This window comes from Nitrosospira sp. TNL300, from assembly GCF_055385915.1.
The window spans coordinates 604319-628987 of sequence record NZ_AP041005.1 but is presented as its reverse complement, the minus strand read 5'-3'; the positions used below and the strand labels follow the sequence as shown (position 1 = coordinate 628987).

Below are 24669 nucleotides of genomic sequence, written 5' to 3'. Positions count from 1 at the left end.
AACAGGGAGACACGCAATTGTGAGCAATACCTGCGGGCAAATCGGTACGCCCGCATGATTACTCACTTGTCAGCTCATCGGCGCCGGTGAATACCCAGGAGCGGGTAATATGCAGAATATCGGTATCCCGGCTAAGCTCCGGAGGAAAAGGGGCAAAGCCATTTTGCCCCGCCAGCTTCACGATACGGACAGCTGCCTGGTCCAGAATTTTCTTTCCGGAAGAGCGGTTTATTTCAACCGATTCCAGGCTGCCATCGGAGCGGATGCCAACGGTAAGCTGCAGGCTGCCGTACAGCTGTTCACGTCTTGCCGCCTCGGGATAGTTCAGGTTCCCGATCCGCTCCACTTTAAGGCGCCAATCTTCCGCGTAGCGGGCAAAACGGTAGTCCCGGGTGCGGCTGCCGATAAACTTTCGTTTCAGCGGTTTCTGATAGGTTTCAAAACTCGCATCGCCACGCGCTGCCACGCGCGCGAGTGCCAATCCGCGCTGAACCAGGTCCGCAGTATCAAAGATAGCATTCTGGTCCTGCCCGGCTTGAGGCTGAGGCTGAGGTTGGGCAACCAGGGGATCAGGCTCATCAACGCTTTGATGACTGCCACTATCGGTGTCAGTGGCCATCAATGGCTGTACCTGGGGTTCATGCGGCTCGGCTTCCCGGACAGCGGGAGCGGAGGGAGCGGAACCGGCAATAGTCTCCCGGGAAATATTTGTTGCGTCCTCCTGCTTCGGCAAGGGAGGAATGGGTTGGGCTGGATGCCGGTTGGCGTTGCCTTTTACAGCTGGACTGTCGCGCGCCACGCGCGGCAACGCTTCTTTCCTGTCCGTCTTGTCCGCCTTGTCGGAATAGGGAGCGGGCTCCCTATTCACCAGCATCACTTCCAGCGGCGCGCTCACTGCACGGATTTGCGAAAGGGGAAGCTTGAAAGTGACGCCGGACAAAACCACGACATGGAGAATAACCGAAACCAGTATCGCGGTTTTCAGGCGCGATACGCCATTCAGCGGCGAGCTGTAACTCGCGCCCGGATTAAACTCGTTTAGGGTGGTTATTGTCGGATTGGCGCTCAAATCTGCCGAAGAATAGTGGAGCTGAAAGGCCGTAAACCGTAACGGCCTGCTATGTTACAGGATAAATCTCAAGCTTGCAGTTTTCTCAGGAATTTTATACTGAAGGTGAGTTCCAGCAGATCGATATTCGAGATTTCAACCTCGACAGCCGTTTCCGGCGGCAGTTCCGGCAACGATGCAACACGCGCCACAAGCGGCAGGCGATCGAGCTTCACCAGGTTTTCCTTCAGCACCTGGGCGCCTGTTGTCAGAACATTTTTCTGCAATAACCAGCGCAGGCACCAGTAGCGTTCCATCGAGCGTTGAAAATCGCCGTATACCTCATAAGTAGATTCGAAATTCCGCATGAACATGTGCAGGCTCTCGCTCTCTCTCGTATAAGAAGGCTCTTCTCCGCGCAGCAACGCAACCAGTTGACGCTGATTGATGAAATCCACGTAGCGGCGCATGGGCGAACTGATCCAGGCGTACTGGGAAACACCCAGGCCCTGATGGGGCGCCGGGGACGTGCTCATCCTGACCTTGCCATTGCCCTGACTGCGATAGATGCCAGCGACTCCATTGTCTGCAAGGAGCCGGCCCCATTCGGCATTCACGTAAATCATCAGCTCAGACACCACCTTGTCGATGGGCGAGCCCCGGCGGCGCTCGGTAATCATGATATGGTCGCCATGAAGATTAAAGCTGTAATCGATACGCTCGTTATTGCTGTCGTGAGTCTTGCCCCGGAGTGCCTCCATCTTGCAGGCAAAATTCCATAGTGCGGCCAGCTCCCTGCCGAAGGGATGATCGATGTTTCCTCCAGCCAGGGTAGATTCATTGAATTGCTCCTCCAATGTATCGTGCCGGAGGTTGGCTGCAACCTTTACTTGCTCGACGCGCGTGCTGGTGGCGGTCACCGTGAAATCATCGGCCACGTCCAGATACATCGAGACAGCGGGACGCAATTGTTTTTCGTTCAATGTGTACTGCTGTATTACCGGTTCCGGCAACATGGTGATCTTGTTGCCCGGAATATACACGGTTGAGGCACGCTGTTCCGCCACTCTGTCCAGGGGCGAACCGGGCGCAATGCCGAGCGTGGGTACGGCAATGTGAATGCCGATACGGAAACTTCCCAGCGTCAGCGGCGTAACGGAAAAGGCATCGTCAATTTCAGTGGTGGTGACATCATCGATGCTGAAAGCGGCCACATCCGCTACCGGCAGATCGGGCAGGACCACCAACTGATCTGCGTCCAGTTCACCGAAGCCGGTACCCTCGGGGAAATGCTCCAGCAGGAAACGGTTGAGATGATAGTCATGCGTGGAAGGGATCGCGCCGCATTTTTGCAGCAACTGGGAAACACTCAGTTTCGTTGCGGCACAGATGGCATCCAGCGCTTTCCACTCGACCGAATTTTTGTCCGGTCGATAGAGCAGATTGAACAGTGACGGCTTGAATTCTTCCGGGAGGGTAAACTCACTCAGCGATTGCATGTAACGAGCCTGCTGTTCCGCCTGGCGGCGCTTTTTCTCCTGGCTGGCAAGCGCCGCCTCCAGCGCTTTCGGCGGTGCAGCCTTGTAGCGGCCGCGCCCTTTCTTGTAAAAATACATCGGCGCGCTGTGCAGTCGGATCAATACCGCGGCAGCTTCTTCCGGCGTCACCCGATCGCCGAAATAATCTGCGGCAAGCGCATCGCTGGCAAATTCTGCCTCGCTCTCACAGCATTCCCAGAGAAAATTCGGGTCAAGGTCTTCCGCCGTTTTTTGCGCGACATCCATGAATTCAGTCAATGAGGACGCGTCAAACCGCAGCAGCACCGATGCTGCCTTTATTTTTGCGCGCTTGCCGTGAGGTGCCTCCACCTGCAGCGAAGTCGTGTTATCGGCAAGAACCGCACCTACCTTGAAGGTGCCTTCCTCTTCGTAAAAAACATTCATGAAATGATTCTTGGGGCCAGCGGAAAAGACATGAGACTTGGCAAGGCCAAATCTCAATGCATATCAGTGCATATCAGTGCACATCGGTCACCAGATTATAGCCCGAAACGTATTTTCAGCAGGTTGGGCAGGCGCTGTTCCGCCTGAGCAAAACGGCTGACGGTAAAGAGGCTATCAATGATGACGAGGGTTTTGTCGTCAATCGAGACGACCCGAAGGAAGTCCCAAAAAACCCAAATCTTAGATGCTCGCCGGGGACAAAAGTTTTCTATCCTGTCGGTTTTTTTCGACAGGATCACGCAGCGAACCTTCGTTCGCCCTAAACTCATCGACAGGCTCAGGACATGCTTGCCGAAGCATACAAGGAACGAGGGTCCTCAGGATATGTTTGCCGTTTGCCATAGGGCGCAAATGAATGAGGACAAGATCGATGCAACCCACCCGAAGATCCCTGCTCCACCTCATAAAGACCGTGTGATACTCACGAAAGCGCACTGCTGTCCGGAATAAATTATTAATTCGGTGAGCAAACAGTACAAACGTCATACCGGCGGAAGCCGGTATGACGTTCAAAGCATGCCATTATTGGTTTGGGTTGGATTCCGGTTTGCTGGATTCCGAGTCAGGGCCGGAATGACGAGATTCATAGTATTCTCTGGCCGGATCAATAGCAGCTAAAGCTCTAAAAGGTTGCTGCCATTGGTTTTAAAGGATTAAAGACTCCCGCATGTTCTTTAAGCGCTCCGAGTATCGTTGGATAAAGTCAGCACAGAAATCAGCCAGAGCTGCGCCATCATTATTATTCCCCGACACCTGGACGGAGGCAAACAGGCTAGGCTGGCTTTTGATAAGCATGTTCCTGATTGTCGTTCATAACATTCCCTCTTGTTTGTTGATTGGCGATAGCGGCCGAACGGCCATCTAGCATCTTACAAACTTGAGGGAAAGGCGGTATCGGACATGAGTACAGGTGGAGTGAATCTAGCGATTTAAGCGTCGATAATTCTTACACTTCATTACCCATACTTGTGAAAGTAGAATTTATAAGTGTATGAATTTCTAGCTCATCTATAAGCTCATCAGTATGTGGCACATCTCTTGCTTGTTAAGTGATTTCCAACCACAAGAGGAGATGCCATGCTATCTAATAATAAGTTCGTAATCGGTATCGGAAGTCTTTTTATCGGCTTAACAACACCAAGTCTCACCTACGCGGCCTTCATATCCTATGCGCATGCCGCAACGGTATTTGGGAACGCTACCGAAGCATATTCGGGGGCTTTGGTAACCCATAATATAAATTCTGTAGCGGATGGCAGTCTGGTCTCCATTAACGACTCCGCAAATTTCTCGGCAGTTAATGCCCAAGGCAATGCAACGACTGTTATGTTCGGTGGTTATGCCAGCGCTCAAGCTACCGACGGAGGTTTGAAAGCTCTTGCTTCTATCATTGTTTCCGACCCGGTTTTGATCGGTTCAAACAGCCCATATTTGATAGATTTTGATTCTCGAACCGTTAATCCAGAAGGCGTGCCTACCATGTTCTCAGCGAATGGTTTCGCGCAGATTACGGATACCATTACCGTAGGGACGGAAGGGGTTTCTTATATTAAGCTCAAGCTTGACCTGAACGGTACTGTTGATGGAGCGACGCAAAGTAATCCTGCCCGGGACAACACCCAGGGCGGCGGTGTTTACGTTGCCCAACGTGAAGTTGGAGCAGATGGGAATGTGGGGTCTTGGGCATTATTGCACCAGGACGGGTTCAGTACTGGCTTTGGCGAGTCTCGCGATATTTCCGCGGAGATATGGACAAATCCAATTTCAGTACTCGATCGGCAGGCCGCGTATCATCTTGAACTTACCGCGGACACAATTATTGATTTAAACCTGTGGGATCCGAGCCTGTTCGGTTTAGGCGGCACGGGAGACTTCTTCGGAGTAGAAGGCGGGCTTTATAGCGTCACATCCGATTTCTCGCATACCTTAAGTATTTTGGAAATCCATGGGTTTGATGTTAATGGGAATCCTATTAACCTTGGCAGCGCAACCAGTTCACAAGGCACAGTCTATAACATCGCGGCCTTGCAGGATAACCACACGGTGCCGGAGCCCGAGTCTCTCGCACTTGTATTAACCGGCTTGGGGATAATGGGTATCTTCTCTCGCCGTCATCGTCGGAGTTCCTGATCCAGCGACCCCCAACAAAAAGGCCCGACGAACGCCGGGCCAGGGGGTGAGTTTACTGTCATCGCTTCCCTGTTTGGAGGAGAGAAACGATTGGATAGCTTAACAATACAACGGAAACTCTACCATTAAATACTTAACGTAGTCGTCCCTGAAAAACCTGTTTTTAGCGGACAAGCATCAGGAACTGATGGGTGTGTTCACTTTGTTTATGTTCCAGGCATTGCAGAATGTAGGCGTACAAAAGCGGCCACTCGGCGCAGAATCTTACGCAGATTGTGCCCAGCACCGCACAAGAGAGCATTCATGGCATCACCTGCTGTACCTTTGAGGAAGTTTCTTGCCAGGCGCCCATCGGCTTTCATATGCCCAATTACGGGCTCCACGGCATTACGGCGCTTTAGCTTCTTCCTGATGGGTACCGTGACACCTCGTTTGGCGCCGGCAACCCATACCTTTATCCGATCTGAAGCAATGCCATGACCGCGATAACCCCGATCCACGTACACTTGCCTGGGCACCCGTCCAGTCAGCCGCCGTGCCTGCGCCAAAGATGCTTTAAGCGTGTGTCCGTCATAGGGATTGCCGGGTAAGGCTTGCATGCCGATGACGAAGCTCTCCTTGCTGGTGGTGACCACTCCTACCTTGACGCCGAATTCATAAGGCTTGTGGGCTTTGCCTTTGGCAATGCATTCGACTTCGGGTGCATGCACGCTGTACACCTTGCCTTTGTCGTGGCGTTGTTGTGCCTGGATACGCTGGCTAACCTCCAGCAATCGCTTGAGCTTGGACTGTTCCTGTTCCCCTGGTATTTGCCCAGCCGCCACTTTGCGTTCGATGTCACGGATCACTCGTCCAAGATAGGTCTTGAGCCGCTTCTGTTCACGTTTGGCGCGCTGCATCTGCCGGGCATGAGCATAGCGCCCATGTTTGGCTAGCGCTACTTTGGATAAGCGCTCATAGCTCTGACGAAGCCCAATGCCCATACCTTTGGCCATTCTCACCAACGCGCCTCTGGCTTTGTGGTAGAGCCTGGCATCGGTCGGAAATGCAATGGCTTTGTCTTGCACTGTGGTGTCCACATTTACCACGGCCAGCGAGGCTCTGGATACGGTCCTGGTTTCAAGTCCGGCCTTAACCGTAAGAGCAAGCATGAATTCACAACCCTGCTTGCCGATCCGCTGCCGAAACCGCGTCATCTGGCTCGGATCAATCGGCAAGGTGTGACGGAAGTATTCTTCCCCGCAGAAGTATTGCCAATAAGGATTTTCTACCCAGCGTGCCACTACGCTTTCATCCGATTCGTTAAAGGCGTGTTTGAGGTAGTGCAATCCCACCATGAGCCGGATCGCAATACCAGGACGCCCTTCCTCGGCATACAGCCTGCCAAAGCGCGCTTCTGCTGCATTCCAGTCAATCTTCTCCGCCAGCCGATACAACGCATGCCGTTGATCGAGTATGTGTTGCAAACGCAGGCGAAACATGTCATCACACGCAGGCCTCTCTTGCTTCTTCGGCTTCATGAATTCACCAGAAATCCAGGGAAAATATTCCCAATTCTGGCAATTCCATCAGCCGTTGTATACCCCTCAATGCTAATATCTATAAGGATTAGGCCGTATTTCAGGAGCGACTAACGTATGGAAATAAAAAACCTGCCGAAGCGGGTTTGAAAAGGGAGTGCAAGGATGCAGGGAGCTGTCTACCCTGCCATTTCAATATAGCAGAGAACAAAAACCCGCTCGGGGCGGGTTTGGTGAGGGTAAAGTGTTACTGTTGTGGCGGCAAGGTTGCTGGTATGTAAGCCGCCAGCGCAAACTGAGCAAATGATGCTGCAATGATTTCTTCCTGACTGCTCCAGTTAGGTACTTGGTGAATTTGCCTTCACCTATATAAAATTGTAGTAGTTCAGACTTAAAGCTTCATTTGTCAACTTCTTTCAGTTCTTCCATGGATTACATCCTGGATTCCCCATCCACGAGCGCCGGAGTGAGGAGTTCCGGCATCGGACCCATCAAGACGTCGTCATACCCGCGAAAGCGGGTATCCAGTTTTTTTCAAGGCAATAATATTATGAATTATGAATCAATGGATTCTCGCTTTCGCGGAAATGACGATAGGTCACGCATCACCGATTCCATGCTAATTCCAAACCACTACTATCCAGACCCGGCTTTCCCGAAAATAATGATCCTGGCAGGTCGGGCTCTGCTTGGCGATTAGCCCATTATGCGATTGCGACGGCTCTGCGCACCATGTAGCCAACTTCCTTCCCTTTTATGTCGTTGTGGTTCTTGATGAAATCGCTGGCTTCCAGATTGAAATAGGTATCGGCCTTGAAAACATAGGCACCACCCGCGGGGAGCAGCTTGCCTTCGACGGCTTCGCCCTGCTCCATTTTCTGCGCTCCATTGCGGCCCATCGCTCCAAACAGGTCATCCTTATCGCCAAACGCCATGGTTTTATCGCCGCTGATGCGAGATGCAAGCGGATATGCCAGACCTACCGCTCTATCATTGGACGTATGCGTGATAAGGACCGCGCCCTTGACTCGATGATTATCCACGACCGCCCGGTAAAATCCCTGTTCAATCCTTGAAAATCCGTTCTGGGAGAAGGCCGCCTGGATGAGTATCATGCTTTTTATCTTGTCGGTTTTCGAGTTGAGTGCCGCCGAAGTGACAACGCGGCAGCCGAAGCTGTGCCCGATCAGATGGATACGTTCGACCTGCGAGGCAAGTTTGTCGATCACCGGGGCAACCCCGTTCTTGCCAACGGTTCCCGATCGCGTCTTCATCTCATAGTAGGTGGTATAGTTGAGCAGATTTATGGCAGCTGCCTTGAATCCGGAAAGAATCTCTACCAGTCCCGCCGCTCCGCCTTCTGCCGGCGCGGGGGCGCTCACCCCGAGCGGCAACGCTGCTCCGCCTCCCGCGACATCCTCGCCCAAATCCTCTTCCTCGGCCTTCAGGTTTTTCATCAGTTCGTTGCCGTCATCCTTGAAGAAGGTATTGGACGCATCCTCTTTGCCTGCAGCGCTCGGATCGAGCAGGGAGCGCATTTTGTTCACAAATTGATCCCGGACCGAGGCTTTTTCCTCGAGATCCGGAAGCAATGCTTTCGCCTCATCAAGAAGTTTCTTCTGCTCCGTCTCCGTGAAAATTTCTTTCATGTCATCCAGTTTTTCTTCCAACCGCTTGATCGAATCGCCGTTTCCATCACCGAGAGCTGCGCCACCTCCTTCAGTGGCAGGAGTACCCGAAACGGCAACAGACGTATCGTATTCCCTGGATGGCCAGAATACCCCCAGAATGACAAGCTTTCGCCCGGACAAATCGTTTGGCTGTGCGGCAGCGGCAAAACTTGCAAAAAAGCTGTTATATAGATCTTCTGCCTTGGACTTGTTGTTGTTCCACCCGTGCGACATGATGATAAGGTCAGTCACACCGGCAGGCAGAACGACCTCCTTTTCAGGACCTTGACCGTTCTTGTCGAAGCTTGCTTCCACATAAGGAATTCCCGCGATTTCATCCATGACTGTGCTCCTTTTTTCTCTTTTTATACTTTCAAAATCACACCGACTGAATAGCGCGCATCAGATCAATAAGGCCAGTGCCCTGGAAGTAGCGGTCGCGCCGCAGGTCAGTAGCCGTATCAACGAAAATCTCTTTAACACGTTCTGCCTTGCCGATGAACTCGGTTCGCACCGAGAGAAACGCTGCGATCGCACCGCTGACATGGGGAGCCGCCATACTCGTGCCGCTGGTTTCGACGTAGTCGCACTCGATGCCCTGCGCGCCCTCACTTTTTAACTGGCCCGTGGCGCATGAGATGATTTTTTCGCCGGGCGCGACGAGGTCCGGCTTGATACGGCCGTCGCCCGTCGGCCCTTTCGAGGAAAAGTAGGAAACCCCGTAAACATGCGGCATGTCGCGATGAGTCGAACCCACCGTAATGGCGAGATCCGCATTGCCGGGATCATTGATGGTCAGCGCCATTCCTGCCGAGAGCGCACCTGTGGAGGCCTTCAATGTGCCGTAACCTGTATTGCCTGCGGCGACCACGACCACGACGCCGGTTTTTACCAGCCGGTCAACCTCGACGCAGAGCGGGCTCTGGCCACAGGCGAACCATTCGGGCTCAAAGGTATATCCCAGGCTCATGTTGACCCCGTGGATCAGAAGCTTTCGGCCGTAACCGTTGATCTCCTGCACGTGGGCGATGGCCGCGATGAGATTGCTCACGCTCCCTTTTCCGTTTTCGTCCAGCACCCGCAGGCTTATCAGCTTGCAGCGCGGCGCCATTCCGCTGATGCCATCCACAAGTTTTATCTGCTGGTATTCGACATCTTCGGAACCCGTTTTCAGGTAACGGGAAACCGCTACAGGAATTCGGGAGGATGCGGCGGAATCGCCCGCCGGAGGGGAAGCATCCGCTGGCGCAGCCCCTTCTGTTCCTCCTGGCGCACCGGCCGGACGCCATTCGCCGGCAATGATGCCTGCCACATGCGTCCCATGTCCATTCTCATCGTCGAACGGGCCACTGCCGTCAGCCGTAAAGTCTTTATGCCATGTGGAGTTTTTATCGACGTTGTTGTGTTTGCGAAAGTGTCCATGATCCTGCTTTATTCCTGAATCCATCACTGCCCAGGTGATTCCGGCGCCCCGCGCGGAAAAAGAATTTTGCGCCGCATCGGCTTTTATCGTGGCGATGGAGTGGGTGATGGAGGCAGAAATCTCGAAATCCGGCCATATGCGGAAGATGGCGCGAAATTTGGCCGGGTTGATTTTTGCTGCACGAGCCCTCGCTTCATGGCTCGTATCCCGCACTTTTTCCTGAGCCTCGCGAGCCTTCGCCTTTGCCTGGGCAACATCGAGCTCGATGAGCGCCTTGATGGTACGGGCTTCCAGGCAGGCGAACATGTAGCCGCTTTCGCGCTGTTCCTTCTTGAGATGAACATCCTGGCCCGCGTCGTACACTTTCGCTTTGTTCTTGGCCTCTTCGATATTCTGGTAAATCCAGCGCCGGGCTTCTTCCCGCCCACCCGGATATTCGAGATTGATATCGATGATGACTTCGTAACGTGTAGGGTGGATCCGAAGGATAGGAGGTTTCTTTGAAGCTTCCTCAACCTGTGACAGCCGTTCGTTTGCGGCTGATATTCGCCGTATTATGGTTGCGTGCAAGCTGGCAAAGCTATAGACGCCATCCTCCGAGACCGGCCCGATTTTCTGAGTCCTGATCGCTTCTTCAAGATCCTTGTGGCGCCGCTGCTCCATCAAAAAAAGATTTCCGTAAATATCAGCCCGGCTCCTTGTCGAGCCACCGTCCACCGGCGTGCCCTCTGTTCCCCCTGGGGCCATCTCCCTGCTCTCTTCGACCCGTTTTTTCGATGCTTCCAATGCCTTCGCTGCCGCCTCTTCGGCCATCTTGACGACCAACTCCCGCATCTCCTCCGGCTTTCCATCGAATTCTCTGTTGTATTCGATCAGCGTATTGAATTCTCCGTTTTCGGGGAACGGATGCGCAGCCCGAAAAGCTTCAATTCCTCTTAATTCCTCCTCCATCTGCCGCAGAAGAGGAATAGCAATCACGGAGCGGTCAAGCTCCAGCGGGTCAAAAACTTTGACAGTGGGCTGACTTTCCGGGGGCTGGTGGGAAGGGGACATTGCGACCTCTTGTCATGAACCAGGATAACGTTGCGTTCGCATTCTGATATTAGGCTATTTTTAAGTTTTTACAACAGAGCAGAGCACCGGTTTTGACGTTCCCTTTTTTATGAACTATTGTGAATTGACGATATTTATGACAAAGCATGTTTTTGTGCGGTTCGCGGGATTTCCTGTTCCAGCCCGGCGGCGAAAAGCAGCCATTGAGCATGTACGTTGACAGGGTCAAAAAATGAGCAATTCATCCACTCTCCGTGGACAGCATCGCTGGCTTGCCGATCTCTATCCGTGCAGACACCGCCGTTCTGAAAAACAAGAATATGGGATTCGCTATGATTTGCCGCATACGCAAAGAAGGGGTATGAGATTATGTATGAGTTTTTTTTTCCGATCCTGTTTCGGATTGCGAACAGATTTCCCTGGCTCGTCAGAATTGTTTCGCGGATAACATGGTTACGGCGATTTATCAGTGACGCTTTTATCAATTGGCAAGCCTACTCCACAAACCCTCGGCCCCGGCCGTTCTCGCTGGCTTCATCCTATACGACGTGGCAATCATTGACCGACAAGTCGTTTACCGGACGGCATCTGCAGGAGGCGGAAGGAGATCAGAATCTACCGGACATGGAAAGAGTCGTTGATTTATGGCGAAGAAAAGAGAACAAAGAAATACCCTCGGTCGATACAAGCATACTGTTTGCTTTCTTTGCCCAGTGGTTTACCGATAGTTTTCTCAGGACGGATTTTCGCGATCGCCGGAAAAATACATCGAACCATGAAATCGATCTTTGCCAGGTCTATGGTTTGCGGGAAGAAATTACGCATTATTTACGGCTGAAAAAAGATGGGAAGCTGAAGTACCAGATTATCGGTGGAGAAATTTTTCCTCCCTACCTTTTTAACGTGGAGGAGACGACCACGGGCAACTGGGTGTTCGCAGATAAAGAATTCGAGAAGCTGCACCCCCGCGAGGTCCTGGATTTTGTTTTTAGCAATGTCCCCGAGGAACGGTTGAAACGCATGCTTGCCACCGGACTGGAGAACGGCAACTCGTCGGTTGGTTACACCATAATGAATACGGTGATGCTGCGTGAACACAACCGGATTTGTGATCTGTTAAAAGAAGCTTACCCAACATGGGATGATGAACGCCTGTTTCAGACGGCAAGAAACATCATGGTTGTGCTGCTGATCAAAGTGGTTCTGGCGGATTACGTCTCGCGCTTTACACAGTTTGGTTTTACCCTCGACCCCTCCCCTGATCTGGCGGAAAAGCAGCGCTGGTACCGCACCAACTGGATCTCCCTGGAATTCAACCTCCTGTACCGGTGGCATTCCATGGTCCCGGAAAGTTACAGGGTCGGCAGCAAGTCATACCCGCTGGATGAGTTTCGTAACAATACTCCGCTGGCAATTCAGCATGGCATCGGAAAGCTGGTAACGGCTGCATCGATGCAAAGAGCAGGCCGTATTGGTCTTCACAATACACATAGTTACTTTTTCTATCCGCTGCCCGTTGGTGACGATAATCGAAGCGTCATGGAGCGCTCCATCGCAATGGGACGTCAGGCCAGGCTGCGTCCCTTCAACGACTATCGCGAGGCGTTCAACATGCCCCGCTTGCGGAGTTTCGAGGAATTGACGGAGGACAGCGAACTACAGCGGGAACTGAAGGATCTCTATAAAGACCGGATCGACGATCTGGAGTGGCAGGTTGGCATATTTGCCGAAGATCATGATGAAGGCTTCAGTCTTGGACGCCTTATGGTACGGATGGTGGGGTACGATGCGTTTACCCATGCGCTGACAAACCCGCTTGTATCGATCTATGTACATAATGAAAAGACATTTTCAAGGGTTGGACAATCCGTTATTGAAGAGACAAGCTCGCTTGCGGATATCGTCAAACGTAATGTAAAGGATAGCGATACGGTCGTTGCAAGCTTTAATACATCTGTCCAGTGATCAGTGAAAGATAGGGCACATAGAAAAGCTATGGAAACCAGGCGAGAACCTTATTTTTACAAAGGAGTGCCTCGTGTCGAACAAGCTACCGCAGAATGAAGAAAATACAGGTAAAGAAGATCGGAAGAATTATCTTCTTCAGAGGCAAGCTGAGTATCAATACGCCTATGAGTATGCCAATACTATTGCAGTCGTGCGTAAACTGCCATGGCGGGAGATACCCGGCATTGGATACTGGCTCCGTGGGGGGATGAATCTTTTACGGCTGATTCCAAGTTTACCCAGCCTGTCGGTTACTTTTTTGCGCTATCTGCTCGGCAGACCGATGGGAAGTTATCGGAATTATGTTTTTTTTCCGGCGAGTCCTCCAAACCCCGATCTCGTCGATAGCTTCCAGCAAGACCTGGTATTTGGCCTGCAGCGCGTCATTGGCGTAAATCCTGTGATGTTGCGCGCTGTAACCCGTCAGAATCCTCTACCGGGAAAGCTGCCGGAACCTGAGATACGACAAATTTTTGAAGAGCAGATTGATGAGATCGACTATATGGCTGCCACCGAGCAAAAACGCCTATACGTCCTGGACTATGCAGTCCTGGATGTATTGCAGTCAAACCCGGGGTATATCGACGGCGGGCAAAAACAATATGTCACGACTCCGATCGTCGTGTTGTTCCTGCAGTCGGATGGCATGCTGCGGCCGATTGCCATCCAGCTATACCAGGATGCCAGGCCCGATAATCCAATCTATACGTCAAAAGACGGCAATCTCTGGCTGGCAGCAAAAACGTTCGCCCAGGTCGCAGATGGCAACCATCACATCCTGTATACCCATGCGACCCGCATTCATTACGTGATGGAAGCCATTATCATGGCTTCACGAAGACAACTTTATAAATCTCACCCGCTTTATGTTCTATTAAATCCGCATCTTCAACATACGCTCAATGTCAATCACCAGCACACTTTCCTGAAAGACCGGAAAGGACGGCCCGGCCGGTACGGTGAGTTGTTTGCCGGAGACTATGACTCGATGACGCAGTGCATGGCCAATGGCATGACAAGCTTTAATTTTAAGGAATCTGCCTTCCCTGATGATATTGCGAAGCGGGAAGTCGATAATCCTGATCTTTTTTATCCCTATCGCGATGACGGCATTTTGCTGTGGAATGCGATTCAAGGCTTTTGCAAAGAATATGTCGATTTATATTACAAATCTGAAGCGGATGTTACTGACGACCATGAAATTCAGGCATGGGCCCATGATATCAGTGCACAGGATCGCGGCAGGATTCCCGGGTTTCCTGCCAGGTTCGGATCCAGGCAAGAGCTGAGCGAGACTCTCGGTCATATCATTTTCCTATGCACTGCTTTTCATTCCTGCATTCACTTCAACCAATACAAATATCCGGGATTCGTTCCCAATATGCCGCATTCGGCTTATGCGCCGCCTCCGGCTGGAAAAAAGGCTGAAATTGATGCAGCTGGATTATTGAAATTTCAGCCGGCGTTTCGAGCTGCTTATTCGCAAACCTGGACCTATTTCCTGACGAATTTTCGTGTCAACTCGATCGGTCAGTACAACTTACAGCAATTCGATTCTGAAGCACACGAAGTGATAGAGCGGTTTGGGGACAGGCTGGAAGAAATAGAAGAGGAAATCGACCAAAGAAACAGCAGACGTTCTTTTGCCTATGATCGCATGAATCCAAGATTCATTCCGAACGGTGTAACCATTTAATGGGAGGGTGAAATTACAGCGGGACCCAACTGTCAGATTAATCCTGAACTACCACAACTATTGATTCGGCGAGCAAGCAGTACAAACGTCATACCGGCGGAAGCCGGTATCATTAATGTTCAAAGCACGCCATTACTGGTTTGGCTGGATTCCGGTTTGCGGGATTCGACTCAGGCCCGGAATGACGAGATTCATGGTGTTTTCTGGCCGGATCATTAATCGAATATCTCATCCCCGGTTGGTTCCAGATGGGTGGTTTCATTCATCTCCTGCCGGAATTTGGATAGCTCGTAGTACATTCTGAAGCGTGCCCGATTCAGGTTGCCTAATGGCCTGTGTTCAGGCAGGCAATGCCACGGATTCATTTTCAGCCGCTTGGCAAACTCAAACTGCGCATCGGAATCAAATTTCTGTTTCGGGATATGAACTGTGGCAGCGGGAATAAACGGGGAAAGCTGTTCCGGCCAGCGTACCGAACTATCTTCAATAGGCATCAGATGAGGGTCTGTCTGGAGTTGAATCATAAGATCAAACTCGACATCCTTCTCATTCAAGGTCTTGATCATGTTCTCCCGCAGATAATTAAACGGCGGAGTGCCAAATGGCAGGCCGGGAATATGGGTTTCAACATCTGTCGTTTTCGGCACGAATGAATACATCATGGCCTGTCCTTCACCCAGCAGATAGGGAGTGCAGCTCCAGTAACGCCGCCCCAACGGATTATATTGAGTTTCATTCCACAGGCTCTGCATGAAGAAGTCAAGCAGGTGGGAATCCTTGGGATTGAGAAAATAATAAAGTGTCATATCCACCAGGCTCCAGTATTGCAGCTTGGCATTTTCCCGCGTGTTGGGTGTGACGAACGTCGCGCCACCACTGGTCGTTATGAAATCCTGCGTGAATTTCTCCTCGCTCATGAGCTTTTCGCCCGGAACACCCATGAGTTTCACCGCCATGCTCATGAAACCGACATCATTGATATCCGCAGGCACGTTCGGTCCTGGCCCTGAATAACGCACATAGGCAGGATAGGTGCGGGGATTGGCAAAAATACCCTTGCGGCAATGTTCCGGCAAGTCGTCCCGTATGGTTACCGTGGCACGCACAATGCCGTGCGTTTTTGTATTGCCGCCCCGCTCGTACCCTCCCGGTTTGAAACGCCCGCGCATCTGATCCTTCATGAGGTCGATAATCTTGTTCAGGCTTTCTTCTTCATCCGGATAGAATTTTTCTTCAGCCAGCTGCAAACCTTCGTTCTTGCGCCGGCGATTGATCAAATACTGAATAAACTTCGCGCTGGGTTCGCGGAAGAGATAGTCCCACTGTGCGCGGAACCAGGGTTCCAGCCGGCGCTCGATCCGAAGCAGCAAAATCAGAAAATTGTGAATAGCCTTCAGTATCCGGTTCTTTATCTTCGTCATGATGGGCTACCAGTCCTGTTAGCAGGTAAGGCGGAAATGTATTTGAGTGCGCGCAGCCCCGGCATAAAAAAATATCCGCCGCCAAGGGTGGTAACAAACTGCGGCAGATGACCGATTGTCCGCATCGGCCCCGATGGATCGGGAGAATTGAAATGATCAGTGCTCTCACCGCTCATCAAGGGTTCGCGATTCCCCAGCATTGGATCTTTTTCATCTTGCACACCATCGAATTTACTGTTCATGGTCCATGCATTCTGAACAAATTCGAATTGCCGCGATATGTTGCCTACCAGGCAGATAAACTGTATTCCCCGTTCGGCAACAGGTGCCTGGGGTTTGATGGCATCTTTCGGTGCAAGCGCCGGCCCATAAGAGCGACCACGCCGCAGCAAACGATGAAAACGGGAAGAGGCGACCAGATCTTCATCCGGCCTTTGACCAAAACCCAGTATTTTGATCAACCGGTCTAAGGGACCACAGGCACCCGTGGGCAAATCGCCCGTACGCGGATTGGACCGGCGCACATGCGCGCCAAGCGGACAATAGTTCCCCTTTGGGTCCTGGTCGTAGGTAAAATCGTTCTCATATTCTTTGCGCGAGATGCCTGGAATGTGTGCCGGAACCAAAGGCGTGCCATCGAGTTCCCTACCCACCATCGCCGCGGCAAGTCGCTCGCGTTTTTCCGGTATGTGATCCGCCACCTTGTCAAGAAACTGCCAAAAGCCGGGAACATCCTGGCTCAGCTGCCGAAGCACCAGATATGTCCCATTACGGCCGAAATCCTTCAGTGGAGGATCATCCTCGGCGCCGGGCAGCACGGTTGCAAGCTTGTCTTTCCGGGAATCGATGAGCGGCCGCGCAGTGTACTGTCCATATTCATTGCGATAGCCAAGCACGATTTCTCCAGGAGCCAGCAAGTTGGAATAACGGTCGCGCTCGTGAGTATCCGTGCTTTGCCGCTGCATCCAGTCCACGGTTGGTTGGCTGACGCTATCCGGGAATCCGAAAGGCTCGATGTCACCGATATGAAGCGTAGGCAGTTCCTGCAGCAACTGAAATGCGCTGGAGAAATATTCACCTTCTATGGTTTTTTGCCAGGCGTTGATACCTCCTTGCGTGGCGTAAAGCAGTAACAGGACATGCGGCACCTGCGCCGCATTGCCTCCCCATTTCCACTGTTGCGGCGCATTGTTGCCGACATCACCCAGGCGGCGGGAACGGCTTTCATCTCCTGTCATACCAACGATGAACTCGTCGGAAAAGCCCTCGACAACGGATTCCTCCAGTCCGAGGGCGCGCAAACCCTCCACGGAAAAGGCAATCTGCAGCGCCGTTTCTGGTGGAGGATCCTGCGTAACGGCGTTGCTGACGGGTGCTGTCTCCAGCCATTTTTTGGCCAGATCGGCATTTACGATATTCAGCAACATGAAAGAGGTATCCGTCAGCTTCCCATATCCAAAGCGCAGCAGCCCCTGAAGGTCATCGAATTCAAAATCGCTTGATTCTTTCATTTCCATGCTCCTCAGATCAGGCTGAGCCATTCACGGATTTCCGCATCATTGGATTGCCGAATTTCCACGCCTTGCCGGATACGACTGTTTCGCGCCAGATCAACGGCTGTCAATCCTGGGTACGCCTTATACCAAACCTCCGTGGGTATTTGATGCCGCCTTTGCGTATATTTGAATGCATGCTCCCGGTTTGCGCCTTCCTTGATGATCCACCGGGTGGTGGGGTAGCCGACACCATTAGTGAAGGTAAGATTCAGGCCCCAGCCAACCTTATTGATAAAATCATCCATATAGCTTTCATGGCTGCCATCATAATTACTGGCGAAAAAAACCCTATGGTTATTGTCCATGAACACCCAGCGGGCAAAGTGAATCGTTTTTATTCGGGCGAGAAATCCATGGTTGTATATGTGCCTGGCAAAATAGTCGGTCAGCAGGAGTACGAATTTGAAAGTCAGCAGGCGGACCACACCGGGTTTCACGTCACCGAACACACTATACTGATTAGTGACATCCTGATCTTCCTGCACTGTAAGCTCCCTTAAATGTTCACGGCTGGGCCGGATGAAGAGCTCAGGGTCAGAGCGTTCGAGCATTCTCAAACGTAGCGCAAAGATAAGTGCAATAACCAGTAATAGCGGGGATAGAAGAAGCAGGATCAATGGAATCCCGATCATATGCAGAAGATTGCGCATTTTCCATTCGGGGGGTGTGGGTTCTGGCGGGGTTAACGTAAGCCTGCCTTTGTATTTTTCCATTTCGACATAAGACAACAGCTTTTGCCGTAAAGCACGGACGTTTTCCCGACCGACATCGTCAGCAGTTTTCTGCAGATAGATGGACAAACTTCGATGTAGCGCTGCTTCTTCATGGATTTGCCTGACCGTTCGACCAATCCAGTTAACATAGGTGGCGCTGGCATTTATATTGTTTGCATTCATCCAGCCCAGCAGGTCTTGATCTTCTTCAGAAAAACCTTCGCAATGAGAAAAGATTTTTTTTAGACCTGGCTCTGCGCGCTCAATCAGTTCCAGAAAAAAAGTCTGTATATCCCCGTCAATATCGCCAAGAAAGGCAAGTGTGGGTCGCCAGGGTCTTGGCGCTACACCGAATTCTCTAATTTCCTGTGCGGTTCTTGCTTCTATGATCACGAAACGCGCAAAGTGCACGCGATCAAACTTCCCAAATGGAATCAGCTCATTATCAGGGTCAGCATGACCGGGCAGGTTATTCATCGAAGCCAGTAAGGCGCGCAGGTCTTTCAACTGCCCGTCACGTACAGCCGCAACAATCATGAAGCTGGATTGAGGTGTCATGGCTTTTTATCTCACTAGATATTTATACGACTTCTTGTTTTTCTGCTCAGCGGCTTTCCTGTCGCCAGATTTCGGGGTATAAGCTGAGCCTGTCAGTGAAACAGACGTCATCATGAAACGACAGAGTTCCGATAACCGCAAACTTGTATAATCGTAAGCTTGTTTTTAAAGTCTCAAGCATTCAACTCGAATGCCTGAAAGCCGAGTGTGGCGGAACCGCTCAGATAACTCAGAACTGCAGGAAGAAGTCTATAAGGTGCTTGTTGCCCCAGTAAACCTTCCCCAGATATTGCTTGTCCGCCACCTTGCGGATTTCGTCACGGACCCGTTGGGCCACTGTGGATGTTTCGGAATAATCGAGAACAATGCACGGCTTGTGGTCGAACCAGCTATCATCCTTGTACACCTTGGCGATGATAGCGCGAAAGCCAAAAGGTGAAATTTCGTTCTTCAACGTACTTGTCTTTGCATCAAAAATCTTCCCCTGCCAGGCAAAAAAATTGATGACCTGAGCGATCGCATAGTTGTAAGGCGTGCCGGGCGCGATAATAGCGGTACCCCTTGCTTCACCATCCGGTATCTCGCCGACTTCCCCAGAGGAAAACAATTTATCGAGATCTTCTTGCGACATATTGATCACCTGCTGAATATCGTAAGCCATTATTACCTCCCTATCTCCTGTTGCGCATTCTTTATTAACACAAGCCAGGCCGCCCGCGCGATCCGGCTGCTCCTGTCGCATCGTAGACTCGTTGTATCGGCCCTTCCAAACTCGAATAAGGTTTTTTCAGGTTGCTCAGTCCCGCCTCATACTTCCATTCTTCGAAGAGCAGAACTGACGATTTGATCCCCTCCATCAGAAACCGGTCCAACTCAGACACCTCATCTAATTTCATCATATATCCGATCCCCAAATAGTCAATGTGAATTTTTATCAGATGTGCATCCTTTTGTTGAATCCTGGCATTTGGCCTTGGCGAAACCGGCCTTAAAAGCTACGGATCACAAGGATTAAGAGTACACGAAGTCAATTCCATGTCCGGAGTCTCATAAAGAAAATGGTTGCTCACCTTTCGTAAGCAGCATGATTCTGCCTTCAACGGATTTTTACCCCTCATTTAACATTTCTTCCTTCAGATTACTCATTCTCTGCCGTAGTAAAGGTAGAGGCCCACTCTTCCATATATTCTATAAATAGGTGGGGTTGAAAATGGGCTGATCCTTGAATGTTGCGCCCAGGGTAATGATTAACAGTTTTCAGAGTGCACAGCTCGGCGCCCTTCAAGAAACTTACAAATTTTTGACCTTGAGTAAGAGCCTGTTTAAAAGTGAAGTTTCTACCATGAATTTGACTTGGAAAAGACTCATGAGACTCATGACATGAAGAAGAGCAAATTCACCGAGCGGCAGATGCATTTACCTTAATTAGACCATTAGGAGGTATCAGCCCCCGGTATATGGGAGATGAATAGCACGCTATTTACGGACAGGATCCGCTACAGCAACAGTACTGTTCTGCTACGGTAAAACCGTAAAATACGACTGTCCGTTCAACCACAAATTTAATAATTAACAACATGAATATTACCTTTAAGCTTAGGGAAGCTCTCAGGGAGGCTTACTGTTTAGCCGGAGTGGAGATCCCCACAATTCTTTCTCATGAAAATAAGGAAGAGAATGGGGAAAAGTACGACGAATGCCGCGAGATCTTCAACACCAAGTTTCGGTTTATGCCAGCCGCTATTGTGCTATGTACCACTACCGAACAGGTAAGTGTGGCGGTTAAGTTTACGAGCAAACTTGCCCTGCCTTTACGGGTGCGCTCGGGTGGACACGACCATGAAGGGGAATGTTCTGGTACTGATACTATTCTCCTTGATCTTTCGAAAATGAATACGGTCACTATTGATGGTAAGGATAAGAAGGCGGAAGCTGATTCAAAACCGCGACTGGTCCGCGTACAGCCCGGTACACCATTCAAGAAACTCACTACTGAACTGGCTGAAAAGGATCTCATGATTCCGCACGGTACCTGTGGCACGGTTTGCATAGCAGGTTATACCATGGGTGGAGGTTGGGGCCCGTGGACTCGCAAGTATGGTATGTGCTGCGAACGTGTGGTAGGTGCAACCGTAGTGCTTGGCGATGGCACCATACGCAAATTGCGTATGAGCAGAAGTCCCCAGGAGGAACGAGAACTGCCAAAGGAGGAAAGGGAACTGCTGTGGGCGATTAAAGGCGGTGGTGGTTTCAGCTACGGCATTATTACCGAGTTTGTGATCGAAACCTTTGAGCTGCCTTGGGAGATGATCAAGTTTGAGATCAATTGGAACAAATCCCGATATGTGCCTGAAGACAAGATATTTGCCATATGCGACTCAGCGCCCACCCCGACCCTTACCGTGTTGAAGGCTTGGGAAGACGTAATTGCTTCTACCGATTCGGAAGCCAATCAGCTGGTAGGGACCAATCTGAAAATTACTGCCAAGCATGCTCCCGAAGATGCGCCCTTTGATCCTCATACCGTGAGTCATAGCTGTACGATGTATGGCTACTGGGAGGGAGATGAAGGCAGCTTGCTGAAGTTTATACATAAACGTTTCAAATCCACCGGATATGCCCTTCGCCCCATTAAAGATACGGATAAGGCCGGGAGAAAATACAACAGTAAGACTGAGGGCAACGATGACAAGTATGTACCCTACGGCGATCAATTGATGAGTTCATGGGATCGCTATTCGTTTTACAACGTAAATCTCCTGATGCAGGGATTGGAAGGGCTGCCATTTCCTCCTGATGAGGATCAACCAGCTCCCCATAAAATCACCTCGCGCCTCGTCAATGCGCAGGGTCTTGGCGAGAAGGGGCATTACAAACTCCTGGAGAGTCTCACCTCTCCGCTCGTACTACCCGGCAACGAAGGTTTGGGACTGGTTACCTATATTACTCTGGGTGCCATCACTGGCAATTATTATCAGCATGTGATTACCCCGGAGCAGAAAACAAAAAGTGCCTTTCCGTATAAGGACAAGCTATTCACCATACAGTACCAAACCTGGTGGAACGAAACTGATGAACAAAAGAAGGAAGCGCAGAACAACGAAGTGCACACCCGCGTAAATCGTGCGCTTGACTGGATGGATGTTTGTCGTGATTATGATATTCCCAATACCTCAGGTGCCTTCATCAGTTTCAAAGACAGCTCAGTGCCTACCAAAACCTATTTTGATAAAAGTTACGAAGAACTGGTAAGAATAAAACAAGCTCACGCGAGAGATCCTTTTAATCACTTTTGTTCACGCAAAACGATTATATGATGGGGTTTAATTGGGATAGTTAGTGCCAGCGTATGCGAGAAAGACGTGGAGCCGAACCAGATCATGCTCAGAATTCGTCGTCCATTTGAGCACCATGAGTTAAGCAACTCAACAACCACCAGCTAAAGCTGGTGGGTTAGTGTTACGGACTGAAAGTCCGGATACGCGTCGACTAAACGACACGTCCTAATCGGGTTCCATTTTGAAATCATCGTTAGGCCTCGGCTCGAATGATGCTCCAAATACTGCTTGATCATCTCATCTGTCATTTGCCCCACCGTGGCACAAAAGTATCCTCTCGCCCAAAAATGCTTTCCCCAATACTTCTTTTTCAGATGCGGAAACTCCTCAAACAGCTTGCTCGACGTGCGTCCCTTGATTCGCCTCATAATCTCGCTTGGCGCCATACCCGGTGGAAAACTGGTCAGAATATGCACGTGATCCTTGCTCACCACCCCTTTCACTATCCTGATCTCAAAGGCTTCGCACGTCTCTCGCACCAATTCTCGAACTCGCTCCGCTACCTCTCCCTGCAAAACCTTGTAGCGGCACTTCGTTACCCATACAAAATGGTACTCAATTTGAAAAACTGTATGGCTACCGTATCTGTAATCCATGCCGCACCTCCCTTCGTGCAGCTTATTATTTTCGCAGCTAAAGCTGACCGGCTAAAGCCGGTGGTTTAAACCTTGGAATGGAAAATTAATCAAGGCTTTTAGCCCAGGTATGATTTGTAGTAGTTTTGATTTAATGTGACAGCAGGCCTTGCCAAAGGTGGGGTTACCCGGTTTGATAGAGGTGCGAATCTTTATCAAATTGAGCGCGGAAAGCGCAAAAGGAGTAACCCCATGAGTAGTGTTCAACAAAATGTTATCAAGCACAAGGTAGGGCTGCTTAATCTGGCCGCCGAGCTTGGCGATGTATCGCGTGCCTGCAAGGTGATGGGCTTTTCCCGTGATACCTTTTATCGCTATCAGGCGGCGATGGAAAATGGTGGTATCGATGCCCTGCTTGTGCAGTATCTTGATTTGCATATACTTCTCGTATGAAACCATCGCCGCTCAAAAAGCAGCAATTATCCCTATGGCGAGGTGTATCAATTCTCACTTGCCAACCTGTATCAATTTACATTTGCCGGTGACAAGGACATAGGCCTGATCCGTATTCTGACCGATCGTGGCACGGAATACTGCGGTAAGCCAGAGACTCACGATTATCAGCTCTATCTGGCGCTCAATGATATTGGACATACCTGCACCAAAGCCAATTACCGCAGACTAACGGCATCTGTGAACGCTTTCACAAGACAATCCTGCAAGAGTTCTACCAGGTCGCCTTCCGGCGCAAGATATACAGATCAATCGAAGAACTGCAAAACGATCTGATGATTGGCTGCACCACTACAATTACAACCACACTCATCAAGGCAAGATGTGTTGCGGGAGAACGCCTATGCAAACTTTAATTGACGGAAAGGAGGACTGGAACGATAAAATCACAGCACTGAACAGTTAAATCTGATCTGACAATTGCACCAGTCAAACCGGGTAACTGTCCGATGAGATCGCGACTACTACACTTGATTTACCAAGCGCCCGGCATCAACATCAGCCAAGCTCTCGCGAGTGAATCAAGCTTAACTCTCTCACCCAATGCTCTGCGCCCGCATTCATCTGATCCTCCATTCGGTTTCTGCAATAACTATATATCCAATCGAAGATCAATGGGCTCGACACGCGGTGACTATAGATCGCATCTTGTAGTTCACGAGAATGCATACTGATCTCTTGCTCTGTCGCGCCGGTAATCGAGCGTAACCACAATTTTCCCACCTCTTCCTTCAGTCGATCCAGCATCTCAATAGTAGCTGCTTGTCGATTACACTCTCTCAGCGCCCAGATTACAACAGGTGTCATCGGTGCAAGCGTCGACAGCACAAAAGAAGCCATCGTAAAATCGATTACTAGGGAAATTCCCCCAGCTGTAATACCGAGAGTCAGTGTGCCAGTCAGCAGGAAAGTTCTATACTTCTTGCGTAGAGAACTGTCGTACCAAAGATTGGTGCGCTGACATATCAGCCTGGCCAAATGAAGAGGCAACTCCTTAATAATTACAGGATACCAGTTAATGAGGCGATGCTCATCCTTAGCGCTCAACCTCTTACAAGTGTCTGCAAATACCTCTTCAGGTTCAACCGGGCTACCCGCCAGAAAACTATTCCATTCCATTCCCAGTACCTTACAATCAAATTCCTCTTGCAACTTGGCTGCGGTCTTCAGTTGCATCCACTGCCACCGATCGAAAAAAAGAACTTCCAAGAAGCTGAATGTCAGTGCGACGAACGCAACGAAAGGCCTAAATCCAGGCGCAAAGACTGAGACCGAGAGACCGATCACTGGTAATCCCAGCGAAAACCATAATCCGATGGCTTGATAGTTCTTGACCCGGCGATAAATCAAGGTTCGTGCTCGCAGAAGATCTAGCATCTGCGGTTCTATTTGCTTTGCGGCGATTTCATTCATTTGTCCTCCAGCCCCCCGGTCCATAGTAGCGT

General features: G+C 50.7%; 16 protein-coding genes and 3 pseudogenes. 6 read left to right on the top strand and 13 right to left on the bottom strand.

Annotation, left to right across the window (positions count from 1 at the left end):
• Positions 1-58: 58 nt before the first annotated feature.
• The 3 genes from ACZ5BW_RS02790 to ACZ5BW_RS02780 form a co-directional block, all read right to left on the bottom strand.
• Positions 59-1069, bottom strand: a complete 1011-nt coding sequence (locus ACZ5BW_RS02790) for an energy transducer TonB (RefSeq protein ID WP_464542306.1) — start codon at positions 1067-1069, stop codon at positions 59-61.
• A gap of 68 nt (positions 1070-1137) precedes the next feature.
• Positions 1138-2991 (bottom strand): ribonuclease catalytic domain-containing protein, encoded by a 1854-nt coding sequence (locus ACZ5BW_RS02785; RefSeq protein ID WP_464542304.1) that lies wholly within the window; start codon positions 2989-2991, stop codon positions 1138-1140.
• A gap of 95 nt (positions 2992-3086) precedes the next feature.
• Positions 3087-3320, bottom strand: coding sequence for a hypothetical protein (locus ACZ5BW_RS02780; protein WP_464542302.1), 234 nt, complete (start codon positions 3318-3320; stop codon positions 3087-3089).
• A gap of 808 nt (positions 3321-4128) precedes the next feature.
• Between ACZ5BW_RS02780 and ACZ5BW_RS02775 the strand changes: the two genes are divergently transcribed.
• Positions 4129-5181, top strand: coding sequence for a PEP-CTERM sorting domain-containing protein (locus tag ACZ5BW_RS02775; protein WP_464542300.1), 1053 nt, complete (start codon positions 4129-4131; stop codon positions 5179-5181).
• 206 nt (positions 5182-5387) lie between these two features.
• Here ACZ5BW_RS02775 and ACZ5BW_RS02770 read toward each other — a convergent pair whose 3' ends face one another.
• From ACZ5BW_RS02770 to ACZ5BW_RS02760, 3 genes are all read right to left on the bottom strand, one after another.
• Positions 5388-6701, bottom strand: coding sequence for an IS5 family transposase (locus tag ACZ5BW_RS02770; protein WP_464540822.1), 1314 nt, complete (start codon positions 6699-6701; stop codon positions 5388-5390).
• Between the two features lie 704 nt (positions 6702-7405).
• Entirely contained in the window at positions 7406-8713 is a 1308-nt protein-coding gene (locus tag ACZ5BW_RS02765) for an alpha/beta fold hydrolase (RefSeq protein WP_464542298.1), read from the bottom strand.
• Between the two features lie 37 nt (positions 8714-8750).
• Entirely contained in the window at positions 8751-10847 is a 2097-nt protein-coding gene (locus ACZ5BW_RS02760) for a S8 family peptidase (RefSeq protein ID WP_464542296.1), read from the bottom strand.
• Between the two features lie 369 nt (positions 10848-11216).
• Here ACZ5BW_RS02760 and ACZ5BW_RS02755 point away from each other — a divergent pair, with 369 nt between their 5' ends.
• On the top strand, positions 11217-12812 hold the full coding sequence (locus tag ACZ5BW_RS02755; protein WP_464542294.1) for a peroxidase family protein: 1596 nt from the start codon (positions 11217-11219) through the stop codon (positions 12810-12812).
• A gap of 73 nt (positions 12813-12885) precedes the next feature.
• On the top strand, positions 12886-14550 hold the full coding sequence (locus tag ACZ5BW_RS02750) for a lipoxygenase family protein (protein WP_464542292.1): 1665 nt from the start codon (positions 12886-12888) through the stop codon (positions 14548-14550).
• Between the two features lie 215 nt (positions 14551-14765).
• Here the strand turns inward: ACZ5BW_RS02750 and ACZ5BW_RS02745 are convergent, their stop codons facing one another.
• From ACZ5BW_RS02745 to ACZ5BW_RS02725, 5 genes are all read right to left on the bottom strand, one after another.
• Positions 14766-15971 carry a catalase family protein gene (locus tag ACZ5BW_RS02745; RefSeq protein ID WP_464542290.1) on the bottom strand — a complete coding sequence of 402 codons (1206 nt, stop codon included), beginning with the start codon at positions 15969-15971 and terminating at the stop codon, positions 14766-14768.
• Positions 15968-17482, bottom strand: coding sequence for a Dyp-type peroxidase (locus ACZ5BW_RS02740; RefSeq protein WP_464542288.1), 1515 nt, complete (start codon positions 17480-17482; stop codon positions 15968-15970). Before ACZ5BW_RS02740 ends, ACZ5BW_RS02745 begins: the two co-directional genes overlap by 4 nt.
• 11 nt (positions 17483-17493) lie before the next feature.
• Positions 17494-18798, bottom strand: a complete 1305-nt coding sequence (locus ACZ5BW_RS02735) for a hypothetical protein (protein WP_464542286.1) — start codon at positions 18796-18798, stop codon at positions 17494-17496.
• A 229-nt stretch (positions 18799-19027) separates the two neighbouring features.
• A complete protein-coding gene (locus ACZ5BW_RS02730) occupies positions 19028-19459 on the bottom strand; it encodes a hypothetical protein (protein ID WP_464542284.1) in 432 nt (143 codons plus the stop codon).
• A 34-nt stretch (positions 19460-19493) separates the two neighbouring features.
• On the bottom strand, positions 19494-19697 hold the full coding sequence (locus ACZ5BW_RS02725) for a hypothetical protein (RefSeq protein WP_464542282.1): 204 nt from the start codon (positions 19695-19697) through the stop codon (positions 19494-19496).
• Positions 19698-20375: 678 nt separating this feature from the next.
• Here ACZ5BW_RS02725 and ACZ5BW_RS02720 point away from each other — a divergent pair.
• On the top strand, positions 20376-22115 hold the full coding sequence (locus ACZ5BW_RS02720) for an FAD-binding oxidoreductase (RefSeq protein WP_464542280.1): 1740 nt from the start codon (positions 20376-20378) through the stop codon (positions 22113-22115).
• A 186-nt stretch (positions 22116-22301) separates the two neighbouring features.
• On the opposite strand, the pseudogene tnpA reads toward ACZ5BW_RS02720, so the two are convergent.
• Positions 22302-22732 (bottom strand): annotated as a pseudogene (gene tnpA / locus ACZ5BW_RS02715) (IS200/IS605 family transposase).
• 231 nt (positions 22733-22963) lie between these two features.
• Between tnpA and ACZ5BW_RS02710 the strand changes: the two are divergent.
• Both ACZ5BW_RS02710 and ACZ5BW_RS02705 read left to right on the top strand, forming a co-directional pair.
• Positions 22964-23093 (top strand): annotated as a pseudogene (locus tag ACZ5BW_RS02710) (helix-turn-helix domain-containing protein); the annotation flags it as partial.
• A gap of 176 nt (positions 23094-23269) precedes the next feature.
• Positions 23270-23630, top strand: a pseudogene (locus ACZ5BW_RS02705) (integrase core domain-containing protein); the annotation flags it as partial.
• A 92-nt stretch (positions 23631-23722) separates the two neighbouring features.
• Here ACZ5BW_RS02705 and ACZ5BW_RS02700 read toward each other — a convergent pair.
• Positions 23723-24637, bottom strand: a complete 915-nt coding sequence (locus ACZ5BW_RS02700) for an S-4TM family putative pore-forming effector (protein ID WP_464542278.1) — start codon at positions 24635-24637, stop codon at positions 23723-23725.
• Positions 24638-24669: the final 32 nt, after the last annotated feature.